Genomic DNA, 14524 nt, shown 5'->3' with positions numbered 1-14524 from the left:
GATGGCCCCGCCCGCTGCAGCCCCGCCCGGTGCGGCCCAGGTCGGTGGCGGTCCGGTCGCAGAGGACCGGGTGATGGTGGTGTGGTGCCCGGACTGGCCGATCGTCGCCGCCCGGACGGAGCAGGAGCTGGTCCCGGACGCGCCGATCGCCGTGATCACCCGCGGCGAGGTGACCGCCTGCTCGGCGACCGCCCGGGACGAGGGGGTCCGGGTCGGGCTGCGCCGCCGGGATGCGGTCGGGCGCTGCCCCGAGCTGATCGTGCTCGATGATCAGCCGGATCGTGATCTTCGGGTCTTCGGGTCGGTGCTGTCGGCGATGGAGCAGGTCACGCCCGGGGTGATGCCGATCGTCCCGGGCCGGTGTGCGGTGCGGGTGCCGAGCCGCTACTACGGCGGCGAGACCGAGGCGGCCGCCGTGATCGCCGAACACCTGGTCGGGACCGGCGTCTGGGACTGCCGGATCGGTATCGCCGACGGGGTGTTCGCGGCCGAGCAGGCGGCTCGGCTGGCCGATCAGCAGGCGCATCAGGCGGTGCCGCCGGGCGGCTCGGCCCAGTTCCTGGCGCCGCTGCCGATCCGGATGCTGGGCGAGCCCGAGCTGGTCAGCCTGCTGGCCCGGCTGGGGATCAAGACCCTCGGCGCGTTCGCCGGCCTGTCCGCCCGGGACGTGCTGACCCGGTTCGGCCGGCCCGGTGCGCGGCTGCACCGGCTGGCCGGCGGCGCCGACGTCGGCCTGCTGGCCAGCCGGATCCCGCCGCTCGAGTTCACCCGGAGTTGTCCATTCGAGCCGGGGCTGACCTCGATCGAGACGATCGGGTTCAGCATCCGGCAGACCGCCGACTCCTTCGTCGGCGAGCTGGCCCGGCACGGGCTGGTCTGCACCACGGTCCGGATCGAGGTCGAGGCCGAGCCGACCTACGGCGAACACGGACCGGTGGACGGCTGGGTCGGGGTCCGGCGCTGGGCCCATCCCCGCTGGTTCGGCTCGGCCGATCTGATCGACCGGGTCCGCTGGCAACTGCAGGCCGATCCGGCGCCGGCGCCGGTGATCGAGGTCCGGCTGATCCCGGACGGCATCGAGCCGCTCAGCGATCAGGGCGAGGGGCTGTGGGGCAGCGCGCCGGACGAACGGATCGAGCGCGGCATCGCCCGGCTGCAGAGCATGCTCGGCCCCGAGGGAGTGCTGGCGGTCGGGCTGCAGGGCGGCCGCGGCCCGGCGGCCCGGCAATCGACCACGCCCTGGGGCGAGCAGCCGGTCGGCCGCCGTCCCGCCGAGCTGCCCTGGCCCGGCAGCATCCCGCCCCCCGCCCCGACCCGGGTCTTCGCCACCCGCCGCCCGGCGATGGTGTACGACTCCACCGGCCGCCCGGTCGGCCTCACCGACCGCGGCCTGATCACCGCCGAACCGACCACCTTCGCCACCCACCCCGACCCCGACTCCGACCCGCGCCGGACCAGGAAGCCCGAGACCCAGGAGATCCAAGCCTGGGCCGGCCCCTGGCCCATCTACGAGCTGTGGTGGGACCCCGCGAAGGCCCACAAGATCGCCCGGTTCCAGATGGTCGGCGAAGACGGCACCGCCTGGCTCCTCGTCCTGGACCGCGACCGCTGGTACGCCGAGGCGAGCTATGAATGATCATCCGTGCCCTGGCAGGACTCGGGAGTGGCGGGCGGCGTCCCTGGGCCCGCTTCGGATTGTGGTCTTGCCCGGGATCGGCCTCAAGGCCAAGCCCCTTCGGGGTGGCCTCCGGCCAGCCTTGACCCCGACCCCGGTCAAGAGGGTTCGGCAGCTATCGGGCCCCGGGGGAGGTCTGGCGATGCGAGCGAGGTTGAGTCCGGAGGAGCGCGTCGAGTGTGACGAAAACGACCCAGATCCGCTCCGGAGACGTCGTTTCCGTCCCACTCGGCGATCAGGACCAAGCCCGCAGGAAGTGCGCGGCACCAAAGCCGCCGTGACGCAGGAACCAACCACCAGGAGGCGGCATGGCGGTTCCCCCGCCGAGCCAGCCTCGGGCCCCCGAAAACCCTCCAGGCTCCGCACCCGGGCGCGGATCAGGATCACGAACAACCCAGCCGAAGCACCACGAGGGCGGGCGGTTCCGGGGTCTGTGCGCGGGCGTGGACGGGCCTGGCGGGAGCCCGCGACGCCAAGACAGCGGCAGCGGCACCCAAGATCATCGCGGGCGGATGGTTGCCCGCGCACAGACCCCGGAACCGCCCGCCCGGACCACAAATGATCAGACCAAGGTTGGGCGAGGTCGGAGATCCAGGTCCGGTCCACAGAGGAGCCTGGAGGGTTTTCGGGGGCCCGAGGATGGAGAGGCGCCGCCATGGGTTGGCATAATCCGGATATTCCTTGGTCCGAGCTGGAGCGGAAGCTGTCCGGCCGGCCGGAGCCGCATCCCGGTGCGAATCCGGAGACGGACTCGGCGCCGGGCTGGACGAAGAAGAGGAAGCACCGGTCGTGGGAGGAGGTCCGTCGCCCGGACGGGCCGGTGGTGCCGTATGCGGAACTGCACTGTCACAGCAATTTCAGCTTCCTGGACGGCGCGTCCGATGCAGAGAAACTGGTGGCCACGGCGGTCGGGCTCGGGCTGGAGGCCTTGGCGATCACCGACCACGACGGCTTCTACGCCGCGCCCCGGATCGCCGAGTCGGCGGCGGAGTACGGACTCCGTACGGTCTACGGCGCGGAGCTGACCCTGGACCTGCCCGAGGCCCAGGTCGGGGTCGCGGACCCGGCCGGTTCGCACCTGGTCGTGCTCGCGCGCGGCGTCGAGGGTTATCACCGGCTCTCCGCGGCGATGACCGAGGCCCATCTGCGCACCGCGGAGAAGGGCCACCCGGTGCACGATCCGGAGGAGCTGGCCGGGCTCGGCCGTGATCACTGGGCGGTGCTGACCGGCTGCCGGAAGGGCCCGGTCCGGCGCGCCCTGACCGGTGGTGGTGGAGCGACGGCCGCCGGCGCGGAGCTGGACCGGCTGGTCGCCCTGCTCGGCGCCGACAACGTGGTGGTGGAGCTGTTCGACCATGATCAACCGGACGACTCGATGATCAACGACCGGCTGGTCGAGCTCGCTGCCGATCGCGGGCTGCCGGTCGTCGCCACCAACAACGTGCACTACGCCACGCCCGGCGAGTATCGCCTGGCGACGGCGATGGCGGCGGTCCGGGCGCGCCGTGATCTGGCCGCGATGGACGGTTGGCTGCCGCCGCCGACGGCGTTCCTGCGCTCCGGCGAGGAGATGATCACGAAGTTCCGCCGGCACCCGGAGGCGGTCCGGCAGTCGGTCCGGCTCGCCGCCGAGTGCGCGTTCGACCTGCGGGCGGCGAAGCCGCGGCTGCCGAAACTGAAGATGGTGGCCGAGGACCACACGCCGACCACCTGGCTGCGCAAGCTGACCAGCGACGGCGCCGATGATCTCTATCGGCACAACCGGGCCGAGGCGGAGGAGCGGCTGCAGCGGGAGCTGGCGGTGATCGAGAGCAAGGGCTTCGAGGGCTATTTCCTGATCGTGCACGACATGGTGGATTACGCGCGGAGCAAGGGAATTCTCTGCCAGGGCAGGGGATCGGCGGCCAACTCGGTGGTCTGCTACGTGCTCAAGATCACCGCCGTCGACCCGATCAAGTTCGGGCTGCCGTTCGAGCGGTTCCTCTCCGCGACCCGGGACGAGGAGCCGGACATCGACGTCGACTTCGACGCGGCGCGCCGGGAGGAGGTGATCCAGGAGGTCTATCACCGCTACGGCCGGCGCAACGCGGCCCAGGTGGCCAACGTGATCAGCTACCGACCCCGGTCGGCGATCCGGGACATGGCCAAGGCGCTCGGCTACTCCACCGGCCAGCAGGACGCCTGGTCCAAGCAGCAGGACAGTTGGGCGGCGATCGGGGCAGCCGATGATCATGACATCCCGGAGCAGGTGATCGCCCTGGCCAACGAGCTGATGGGCGCGCCGCGGCATCTCGGCATCCACTCCGGCGGGATGGTGCTCACCGACCGGCCGATCTCCGAGGTCTGCCCGATCGAGCCGGCGCGGATGGAGAACCGCACCGTGCTGCAGTGGGACAAGGACGGCTGCGCGGTGATGGGCCTGGTCAAGTTCGACTTCCTCGGCCTCGGCATCCTGAACGCGATCCAGCACACGCTGACCGTGGTGGCCGAGACGATCGGCGAGAGCTGGACCCTGACCAGCCTGCCCAAGGAGGAGCCGGGGGTCTACGACATGCTCTGCCGGGCCGACTCGATCGGCGTCTTCCAGGTGGAGAGCCGGGCCCAGATCGGCACCCTGCCCCGGCTGCAGCCGCGCCGGTTCTACGACCTGGTGATCGAGGTCGCGCTGATCCGGCCCGGCCCGATCCAGGGTGGTGCCGTACACCCGTTCATCCGGCGCAAGACCGGCGCCGAGCCGGTGGTCTATCCGCACCCGAGCCTGGAGCCGGTGCTGAAACGGACCCTGGGCGTGCCGTTGTTCCAGGAGCAGCTGATGCAGATCGCGATGACCGTCGGCGGCTGCACCGGCGACGACGCCGACCTGCTGCGCCGGGCGATGGGTTCCAGCCGCGGCACCGAAAAGATCGAACGGCTGGAGCAGAAGCTGCGGCAGGGGATGACGGACAAAGGCATCACCGGAGCCCTGGCCGACGACATCTACGCCCGGATCCAGGCGTTCGCCAACTTCGGCTTCGCCGAGTCGCACGCAATCAGCTTCGCGCTGCTGGTGTACGCCTCCTCCTGGCTCAAGCTGCACTATCCCGGCGCGTTCCTGATCGGGCTGCTGCGGGCGCAGCCGATGGGGTTCTACTCGGTCCAGTCGCTGACCGCCGACACCCGCCGGCACGGGGTGACGGTGCTGCGGCCGGACATCGTCCGGTCCGGGGTCGACTCCGACCTCGAACCGCTCGAGGGGGAGGAGTTCGCGGAGGGGAGCCCTCCGTTCCCTGAGCCTGTCGAAGGGCCGAGCCCGATGCATCCGCTCCGCGCGACCGGCGATCCCCGTTGCCTCCACCAGCACCAGCCGCCGGCCGGCGACTTCGATCCCGAACAGCCGGATCGCACCGCCGAGCACCGCCGGGACGGCAGATTCGCGGTCCGACTGGGTTTCACCGACGTGCACGGCCTCGGCAAGGAGGTGGCCGAACGGCTCGTCGCGGCCCGGGCGGAACGGCCGTACGCCTCGATGAACGACGTGATCCGCCGGGCCGGGCTGACCACCGCCCAGGCCGAGGCGCTGGCCACCGCCGGCGCCTTCGACAGCTTCGGCCTGTCCCGCCGGCAGGCGCTGTGGAACGCCGGGTACGCGGACAGCATCGACCAGCTGCCCGGCTCGGCGATCGACGCGGCGCCGCCGACTCTGCCGGGGATGAGCGCGGCCGAGGTCACCCTCGCCGACCTGTGGGCGACCCGGATCTCACCCGATGATCATCCGCTGGACCATCTGCGGGAGGTGCTGGACCGGCACGACATCCTCCCGGTCGGGGCGCTCGGCGCGGAGCACGACCGACGGCGGGTCAAGGTGGCCGGGCTGGTGACGCACCGGCAGCGGCCGGGCACGGCCAAGGGGGTCACGTTCCTCAACCTGGAGGACGAAACCGGGATGCTCAACGTGGTCTGTTCAGCGTCCCTGTGGTCCCGTTACCGGCGGCCGGCGCGGACCAGCAACAGTCTGGTCATCCGCGGGGTGATCGAGCACACCTCGGGAGTCACCAACCTGGTCGCGGACCGGATCGAACCGCTCAGTGAGGTGCTCGGTGAGCTCACCGCGGTGCTCCCGGCACGGCACGGCTCCCGCGATTTCCACTAGCCCACCCTCGGTCCGCAGCAGCCGCTCCTCGGCGGCCGCGGCGGCGGCGTTCAGCTCCGCCGCGCTCTGGTTGCCGAAGGCGAGGCCGAGCAGCATCACGTGCTGGATCAGCACGCCGAACCCGATCCGCTCGAACAACCCGAACCCCGGCAACCCGGAGCCGAAGATCAGAAACAGGGTGAAGTGCACCACCAGGCCGGCCAGGACGCCGTAGAGCAGCCAGCGGGCGACGGTCAGCAGCCGGGCCGAGTGACCGGGCAGCAGCACATCGGGAGCGGCCTTGGCCAGCACCAGACCGGCGGCCGGCAGCGCGATCAGCGCCCAGCCCGCGCCGATCCGGTGGATCATCGAGCTGACCGTCGGGCTGACCGCCTCGGGCAGGTCGGTCGGCAGCACGCCGGACACGAACAGGCCGACGGTGAAGCTGATCAGCAGGCCGATCACCCAGCGCAGCGGCCGGCGCAGCTCCGGCCACAGCTTGGCCGCCCGATGCACCCGGTGGGCGAGGATCACGCCACAGCCGGCCAGCAGCGAGGCGCTGAACCAGACCATCAGGTAGCCGCCGGGGATCCAGGCGTAGTCGCTGATCGGTGCCGTCAGCGGGTTGACCGTCGCGGCCCCGGTCAGGTGGGCGATCACCATCGGCGGAATGGCGAGCAGGGCGCAGGTGATGACCCAGGTCTGGGTGCGCAACGACGACTGCCAGTTCTTCGAACGAGGCGTCGCCTCCGGTCGGGAGGAGGATTTCGACCTGGGCGAGCCCACGGGGGTCGCCCGGGCCGCGCGAGATGCCTTCGACACGTTCGCCATGCCTCAGCTACGACCCCTTCCCGGCCCGCCCGGACGGTTCAGCCACAAGGGACCCTGAGAAGGATATCGCCGTGTCCTGTACGGTCGCCGCACCCTGGCCGTATGTCGGAACAAAGCTCGGCTCCTTCCCCTCCTGTCGAACTCAGCCGGTGCGGCGGCTATTCCCGGCCGGCCGCACCGGCCAGGGCCAGGCCGGTGGCAGCGGCCGGATCGGTCGAAGCGGCGGCGGACGCGAACCGGCCCGGCGCCTCCGCCGGCTCGAGGGTGGAGCGCCCGATGGCCGGTACGGGCTCGACGGCCGGCTGGGGGCGGAGGGCCGTGGCGACCAAGATCAGATAGCCGATCATGAAGGCGAAGCCGACCCGTTCCAGCAGGCCGAAGGCCGGGATGCCCGAGCCGGTCAGCGCCAGCGGCAGGTGGATGGCGAGGAAGATCACCGCGGCCCCGGACAGTCCGACGGCGGCTCGGACCAGCGCCCGGCCGACGGCGGGGCGGCTCTGCCGGCACGAACCGGCGAGCAGCAGCCCGGCCAACGGCAGCGACAGGAACGACCAGGCCGCCCCGATCCGGTGTGCCACGGCCGACAGCGAGCTCGACGCCGTCCCCGGCGGATCGGTCGGGAACACGCCGACCACGGTCAGCGCGACGGCGAAGCTGATCAACAGTGCGGCCGCCAGCCGGCGGCGCCGGAGCTCCGGCACGACCGATCCCGTGGTCATCACCGACCGGCGGATCAGGTCCGACCGGCGGATCAGGTCGGCGGCGAGCACCGCGCCGCAGCCGGCCAGCAGCAGCGCGCCGAGCAGCACCATCGGGTAGCCGCCGGGCAGGTAGACGTAATGGCTGATCGGTGCCGAGATCGGGTTCAGCGCCGCTCCGGTGAGGTGGCTGATCGCCATCGGAACCAGGGAGATCAGGGCCAGGGTGGCGACCACCGACTGGGTCGTCCAGAGGCTTGCGGAGCGCGGATTCGGCATGATCATCAGCGTTCCGGAAATGCGATCACCGGGCGATCAGGCAGTCACCCGAATCGGGCCTCGGGTTATCCCCACCCTCAGGGTAGGGGCGATACGTTCTGGTCCGGATCAGTCCCGGACGGACCGGGCGAGGACGGGCGCGACGGTGCCGGTGGAGACCGGCCCTGCGCGTACGACCATCGTCAGCACGATCAGGTAGCCGATCATGAACGCGAAGGCCAGCCGCTCCACCAGCCCCAGGGCCGGGATGCCGGACCCGGCGATCAACAGCGGCAGCTGGATCGCGCCGAAGACCAGGACGCCGACGAGCAGCGCGACCGCCAGCCGTTGCAGGGCCAGCGCGCCGCGGAGGCCGACCAGTCGCGGCGATCGGGCGAGCACGATCCCGGCGGCGGGCAGGGCGACGAAGGTCCAGATGACGCTGGCCCGGTGCACCAGTTCGGTGGCCGAGGGGTTCGCGCTGCCCGGTGGGTCGGTCGGCACCAGCCCGACCACGCTGAAGGCGACGGCGAACGTGAGCAGCAGGAAGCCGGCGAGGCGGCGAGGATGATCATCGCGGGTCGGCGGTCCGCCCGACCGGCGCAACAGATCGATCGCGATCGTCGCGCCACAACCGGCCATCAGCAGGGCGCCGAACAGCACCAACTGATAGCCGCCGGGCAGGTAGACGTACTGGCTGATCGGCGCGTGCAACGGATCCAGACCGGTGCCGGTGAACTGGCCGATCAGCACCGGCATCGGTGCGATCACGGCCAGGGTCAGGCCGATCGCCTGGGAGTTTCGCAGAGTCACTCCGGCGATCACCGGCCGGCCAGGATTTCCGTTTCGCATGACCCTTAGCCTTACTGACCGGGCAAGCCCGCGCGATCCGGCTGGCACACGGAATCCGGCTCGGGCTAGCCCTAGCGCACCCGGGAGCCAACTCGGGCCGGCTCCGGGAACTACCGCGAACGAGGCGGATCCGGGCCGGATCCGACTGTGGTGCCGGACAATCGGCGGTGAACTCACCCCTATGGGGGTGGTCTGCGGCGGATCGGCGACTAACAATGGGCGCATGCGTGCGTTCCAGAACCGACCCCGGCTGCGCTGGCTTGTGCCGATCGCGGCGGCCGTGACGATCTTGTCCGGCGGGCTGCTGGCCGGCACCGCGGTGGCGGAGCCGGCCCTGCCCGAGCGGACCGCCGAGCAACTGGTGGCCGAGGTCGCCGCCGCTCGTCCCACCAACTTCTCCGGCACGATCCAGACCAGTGCCGAGCTCGGGTTGCCTGAGCTTCCCGGCGGTCGGCGCGGCAGTGACTTCGAGGCGCTGCTGGCCGGCAACAACACGATCCGGATCTGGGCCGGGGCCGAGGACCAGTCCCGGGTGGCGGTGCACGGCACGTTCGGCGAGTCCGACCTGATCCGCAACGGCTCCGAGGTCTGGCTGTGGAACAGCCAGGAGAAGACGGCGGTGCACAGCACGCTGAGCGGCAAGGAGCGGCAGCGTCCTGACGATGCGCCGACGCCGCAGCAGCTCGCCGCGAAGGCGATCGCCGCGATCCAGCCGTCCACCCAGGTCGACGTCGCCCGCAACGTTACGGTCGCCGGCCGCTCCGCGTACGAGCTGGTGCTGCAGCCGAAGGACGACCGCTCCCTGGTCGAGCAGATCCGGATCGCCGTTGACGGCGAGACCTACCTGCCGCTCCGGGTGCAGGTGCTGGCCGAGGGCGGCGAGCGACCGGCCGCGGAGGCCGCGTTCACCGCGATCGACTTCACCGCGCCGGACCCGAGCGTGTTCGAGTTCACCCCGCCGCCCGGCACCGAGGTCAAGAAGGACACCGACGGCGACCACTCCGATGATCATGGAAAGTCCAAGCAGCCGAAGGATTCCGACAAGTCCAAGGGCGCCGACGGTCCGACGGTGATCGGTAAGGGCTGGACGGCCGTCTATCTGGCCGAGCAGGCCGGCGCCAAGGGCAGCGAGTCCGACAGCGAGCTGCTGAACGCCCTGCCGCGGGTCTCCGGCACCTGGGGCACCGGCCGGCTCTTCAGCTCCCGACTGGTCTCCGCGGTGATCACCGACGACGGCCGGGTCGCCGCCGGTGCGGTCCGGCCCGAGCTGCTCTACGACGCGCTTGAGCGTTGACGATCGCCCGGTGTCGGCGCCGGCCGCTCCGGCGCCGCGGACCGACACCGGCGATCCGATCGTCACCTCCGGGCTGACCAAGCGATTCGGACGGCAACTGGCGGTCGACGACGTCGACCTGGTGGTGCCGGCTGGCGCGACGTACGGCTTCCTCGGCCCGAACGGGTCCGGCAAGACCACGACCATCCGGATGCTGCTCGACCTGATCCGGCCGACCGCCGGCAGCCATCGGCTGTTCGGCCTGCCGATGCCGCAGTCGTCCCGGGCCGTGCTGAAGCGGGTCGGGGCCTTGGTCGAGGGGCCGGCGTTCCATCCGTACCTCTCCGGCCGGTCCAACCTGATCCGGCTGGACGCGGCCGACCGGTCCGCCGATCCGCGGACCAGCGACCGGCGGGTCGACGCGGCATTGGACCGGGTGGGGCTGCTCGGTGCCGCCGGGAAGAAGTACCGGGCGTATTCGCTGGGCATGCGGCAGCGGCTGGCCCTGGCGGCGGCGTTGCTGATGCCGCGGGATCTGCTGGTGCTGGACGAGCCGACCAACGGCCTCGACCCGCAGGGGACCCGGGAGGTACGGCACCTGATCGCCGACCTGGCCGCCGAGGGCGTCACCGTGTTGATCTCCTCGCATCTGCTGTCGGAGGTGCAGCAGTTGTGCACCCACGTCGGTGTGATGCACGCCGGCCGGCTGATCACCCAGGGTCCGATCGACGACCTCAGCGTCTCCGCCGTGCAGACCGTACGGGTGCAAACCGACCGGCCGGCCGAGGCGGCGGCCGTGCTGACCCGGCTCGGGCTGAGCGGCGTGGCGACGGACGCGTCGGCCGCCACCGCTGAACTTGGTGGTGTGGCGGTCCCGGAGATCGTCCCCGCGCTGGTCGGCGCCGACGTCTCGGTGCTCGGCTTCTCGGTGACCGCGCCGAGCCTGGAGGAGATCTACGTGGAGCTGACCGGGGAGGGATTCGATGTCAGCGGCTGAGGGCGTGGGGGTGGACGTGATCGACTCCGGCGGTTTTCGGTGGCCCGGTCGGCTGCTGCTGTCCGAACTGCGGTTGATCTTCACCCGGCGGCGCAACATCGCCGGGATGGGCGTGCTCGCCGCCGTGCCGATCCTGCTGGCGGTCTCGACCAAGGTCTGGGGCGGCGACGGCGGAGGGCCGGACTTCCTGTCCTCGATCACCTCCAGCGGACTGTTCGTCGCGCTGGCCGCGCTGGCGATCGAGCTGCCGCTGTTCCTGCCGCTGGCGGTGGCCACCATCGCCGGGGATTCCATTGCCGGCGAGGCCAACCAGGGCACGTTGCGCTATCTGCTCACCGTGCCGGCGGGGCGGACCCGACTGTTGGTGATCAAGTACGCCTCGATCGTGATCTTCGCCCTGGTGGCGACACTGCTGGTCGCGGTGGTCGGGGTGCTGATCGGAATGATCTTGTTCGGCGCCGGACCGATGATCACCTTCTCCGGGACCCAGCTGGGCTTCGCGGCGGGCCTCGGCCGGCTGATGTTGATCGTCGGCTATCTGGCGGCCGGCTTCGCCGCGCTGGGAGCGATCGGGCTGTTCATCTCCGTGCTGACCGAGCAGCCGATCGCGGCCACGGTCGCGACGGTGCTGGTGAACGTCGCGATGTTCGTCTGTGACACCATCCCGCAGCTCGACTGGCTGCACCCCTGGCTGCTCACCCACTGGTGGACCGCCTTCGGCGACCTGATCCGCGACCCGATGGCCTTCGACTCCGTCGGCCGCGGCCTGCTCACCGCCGCCGCCTACGCCCTGATCTTCTGGCTCGCCGCCTGGGCCCGCTTCGCCGGCAAGGACGTCAGCTCCTAACCCCTTCCGTGACCCGTCAATTTCACCCCACGAAACGCTCCGCTTCGCTCCACGTTTCGCAGGGACCCCGAGCAGCTGCGGGCTTTCTGGCGGCGTGTCGAAGCGGATCTGACGGCTCGACCGGTCTGGGGCAGGATCAGGACATGGCGATCCACAGCGGTGTCGAGAAGGTGGCCTGGGTGCACATCGTGGACCGACGGCTGCTGGTGGGGCGAAACCGCGGGCGGACGTTGTTCTATCTGCCGGGCGGAGCGCGGGAGACCGGCGAGTCCGACCTGCAGACGCTGGCGCGGGAGGTGACCGAAGAACTGGGCGTGACCGTCCGGCTGGACACAGTCAGCCTGGTCGGCCGCTACCTCGCCTTTCGGGACGGCCGGGACGACCAACTGACCTACATCGCTTACACCGCCGAGCATGACGGGACGATCGCGCCGCACAGCGAGGTGGAGGAGCTGGCGTGGGTGACCACAGCCGAAGCCGACCGGGTCACCGGCGCAGTGCAGCTGGTGATGGCCACGCTGGTCGACCGCGGCCTGCTCGACTGACGTCCTGACGCGACCGCCATCGGCCGCCGCGACCCCCACAACGGTCGCGCGGCCCGACACCGTTCGCGCGCCCTCAGCGTCAGCGCGCTTCGCCGACCGCTCGCTCCGCGCTACGCCGACCGCTCGCTCCGCGCCGCGAACGGTACGCGGGCGCGCGACCGTTGTGGGGGTCGCGGGGGCTGATAGGGGTCGCGGCTGGACTTGATGGCGCCGAGCGACGGCGGGTTTGCTGGACTGATGTCGAGAGGCGGGCATCGCGACTCTGCGAACGGTCGCGCGGGCCGCGACCGTTCGCGTGGCCCGGGTTTGCGGCGTGCTGGGCTGACTGCTCGTTCTGTGCCGCGATCGGTATCCGGTCGCGCGACTGTTGTGGAGGTCGCGCGGGCCGCGACCGTTCGCGTGGCCCGGGTTTGCGGCGTGCTGCGCTGACTGCTCGTTCTCCGCCGCGATCGGTATCCGCTCGCGCGACTGTTGTAGAGGTCGCGCCGGCCGATTGGGGTCGCGGCTGCTGGGTCGCTCGGCGGCGCGGCGCATCGCGAGAATTCTGGACCGGGGACGGAGGCCGACCGGACCGAGCTGTGGGTCGTTGAGGCGGCCGGGCACGTGATGCCGATTCATCCCCGGCTGGTGGATGCCGTCGCACCGCCAGCGGGTGGTGTGGGCCGCGCTTGACGCGGCCTGGAAACCCGGCCGCCGGTCGACCGGGCCTCGAGTCAACGCCTTGGGCGCCCTGGATCAGCTCCGACATCCCGGCCCGGGATGTCGGCGAGACGTCACATCGGCTACGACACGCCGCAGAAATCGGCGCGGATGTGACGGCTCGGCGGGTTGGTGGGTCAGGAGCTCCGGTTGCGGCGGCGACGACGGCGGGTGGGGGAGCCGGTGGCTCCGTCCGTGCCGGTGGCGGAATCAGTGCCGGTGGCGGCCGCCGGGGTCGGGTCGGGGGTGCTCGCGTCGCCGTGGGCCTGGTCGGTCGTGCCGTTCGTGCCGTTGGCGGCGACCTCGACCGGTTCGCCGTTGCGCAGCCGGCGCCGGGTCCGCTCGCGCGGCTTGCGCTCGGCCGGACGACGGCGCTCCGGCCGATCCGAACGATCGCGATCGGAGCGATCCTTTCGCTCGGGGCGCTCGACCTCCCGCTCCGGCACCAGTCGGCCCTTGACCGAGCGGTCGATGCCGAGGTCGTGGAACAGGTGATCGGAGGTCGAGTAGGTCTCCTGCGGCTCCTCGAACGGCAGCCCGAGGGTGTTGTTGATCACCTTCCAGCGGGTCCGGTCGGCCCAGTCGACGAAGGTGATCGCCACACCGGTGGCGCCGGCCCGGCCGGTCCGGCCGATCCGGTGGATGTAGGTCTTGTCGTCGTCCGGGCACTCGTAGTTGATCACGTGGCTGACGCCTTCGACGTCGATGCCGCGGGCCGCGACGTCGGTGGCGACGAGGACGTCGACTCCGCCGGAACGGAACTGCTTCAACGCCTTCTCACGGGCGATCTGCGAAAGATCACCATGGATCGGCCGGGCGGCGAAGCCGCGATCGACAAGATCATCGGCGATCCGCTGAGCGCTGCGCTTGGTCCGGCTGAAGATCATCACCCGGTTCCGGCTCTCGGCCTGGAGGATCCGCGCGATCACCTCCGGCTTGTCCAGATCATGGGCCTGGTAGACGAACTGCGCCGTGGTCGGCACCGTCTCCTCTTCACCGGTGGCCTCGGCCCGGATGTTGACCGGGTGCCGCAGGTGCCGCCGGGCCAGGGTGACGATGGCGCTCGGCATGGTGGCCGAGAACAGCATCGTCTGCCGCAGCTCCGGGGTCCGGGACAGGATTCGTTCGACGTCGGGCAGGAAGCCGAGGTCGAGCATCTCGTCGGCCTCGTCCAGCACCATCACCTTGATGTGGCTCAGATCGAGGACCCGACGGTCGACCAGGTCGAGCAGCCGGCCGGGCGTGCCGACGACCACCTCGACGCCTTCGGCCAGGGCGGCGAACTGCGGCTCGTACGCCACCCCGCCGTAGACGGTGCAGAGTCGCACCTGGCGCGTGGTGGAGGCCGTGGTCAGGTCCTTGGCCACCTGGCCGGCCAGCTCGCGGGTCGGTGCGACGACCAGGCCCTGCGGCGCGCCGGGCTTGGCCAGCTCGTCGTAGCCGCGCTCATCGGGGGCGACGATCCGCTGCAGCATGGTGATGCCGAAGGCGAGCGTCTTGCCGGTGCCGGTGCGGGCCTGACCGATCAGGTCGGTGCCGGTCAGGGCGATCGGCAGCGCCATCGCCTGGATCGGGAACGGATGAACGATCCCGACCTTGTCCAGCGCCTCGGTGATCGGGGCCATCACGCCCAGGTCGGCGAACGTCTGCTCGGCGATCGGGTCGGGGTGAGCCTCCGCGCCGGGAGCTTCGGTCGACTGTTGGTCGGTGGGGGCGGGCACGAGCGTGTCCGCGGGCGTCT

General features: G+C 71.2%; 9 protein-coding genes and 1 pseudogene. 6 read left to right on the top strand and 4 right to left on the bottom strand.

What is annotated here, in order from left to right:
- Position 1: 1 nt before the first annotated feature.
- Together FNH24_RS03230 and FNH24_RS03225 are read left to right on the top strand one after the other, a co-directional pair.
- Positions 2-1636, top strand: a complete 1635-nt coding sequence (locus FNH24_RS03230) for a DNA polymerase Y family protein (RefSeq protein WP_152360704.1) — start codon at positions 2-4, stop codon at positions 1634-1636.
- Between the two features lie 694 nt (positions 1637-2330).
- Positions 2331-5804: an error-prone DNA polymerase gene (locus tag FNH24_RS03225; protein ID WP_152360703.1), complete on the top strand. Its 3474-nt coding sequence runs from the start codon at positions 2331-2333 to the stop codon at positions 5802-5804.
- A 93-nt stretch (positions 5805-5897) separates the two neighbouring features.
- Here FNH24_RS03225 and FNH24_RS32130 read toward each other — a convergent pair.
- The 3 genes and pseudogenes from FNH24_RS32130 to FNH24_RS03210 all read right to left on the bottom strand — a co-directional run.
- A pseudogene (locus FNH24_RS32130) lies at positions 5898-6614 on the bottom strand (DUF998 domain-containing protein); the annotation flags it as partial.
- Positions 6615-6772: 158 nt separating this feature from the next.
- Entirely contained in the window at positions 6773-7597 is an 825-nt protein-coding gene (locus tag FNH24_RS03215) for a DUF998 domain-containing protein (protein ID WP_152360701.1), read from the bottom strand.
- Between the two features lie 102 nt (positions 7598-7699).
- Positions 7700-8422: a DUF998 domain-containing protein gene (locus FNH24_RS03210; RefSeq protein ID WP_161605963.1), complete on the bottom strand. Its 723-nt coding sequence runs from the start codon at positions 8420-8422 to the stop codon at positions 7700-7702.
- A gap of 223 nt (positions 8423-8645) precedes the next feature.
- On the opposite strand from FNH24_RS03210, the gene FNH24_RS03205 reads away from it, so the two are divergent.
- From FNH24_RS03205 to FNH24_RS03190, 4 genes are all read left to right on the top strand, one after another.
- Positions 8646-9716: a LolA family protein gene (locus tag FNH24_RS03205; protein WP_152360699.1), complete on the top strand. Its 1071-nt coding sequence runs from the start codon at positions 8646-8648 to the stop codon at positions 9714-9716.
- A gap of 10 nt (positions 9717-9726) precedes the next feature.
- Positions 9727-10692 (top strand): ABC transporter ATP-binding protein, encoded by a 966-nt coding sequence (locus FNH24_RS03200; protein ID WP_152360698.1) that lies wholly within the window; start codon positions 9727-9729, stop codon positions 10690-10692.
- Positions 10679-11539, top strand: coding sequence for an ABC transporter permease (locus FNH24_RS03195; protein ID WP_152360697.1), 861 nt, complete (start codon positions 10679-10681; stop codon positions 11537-11539). The genes FNH24_RS03200 and FNH24_RS03195 overlap by 14 nt, the downstream gene beginning before the upstream one ends.
- A gap of 143 nt (positions 11540-11682) precedes the next feature.
- Positions 11683-12084 (top strand): NUDIX hydrolase, encoded by a 402-nt coding sequence (locus FNH24_RS03190; RefSeq protein ID WP_152360696.1) that lies wholly within the window; start codon positions 11683-11685, stop codon positions 12082-12084.
- Positions 12085-12920: 836 nt separating this feature from the next.
- Here FNH24_RS03190 and FNH24_RS03185 read toward each other — a convergent pair.
- A complete protein-coding gene (locus tag FNH24_RS03185; protein ID WP_152360767.1) occupies positions 12921-14408 on the bottom strand; it encodes a DEAD/DEAH box helicase in 1488 nt (495 codons plus the stop codon).
- Positions 14409-14524 lie beyond the last annotated feature (116 nt).

Origin of the sequence: Microlunatus speluncae, assembly GCF_009299835.1 — a bacterium.
GTDB classification, from domain to species: Bacteria; Actinomycetota; Actinomycetes; order Propionibacteriales; family Propionibacteriaceae; genus Microlunatus; species Microlunatus speluncae.
Note: the sequence above shows the minus strand (reverse complement) of the source record. Positions and strands in the feature narration are given on the sequence as shown.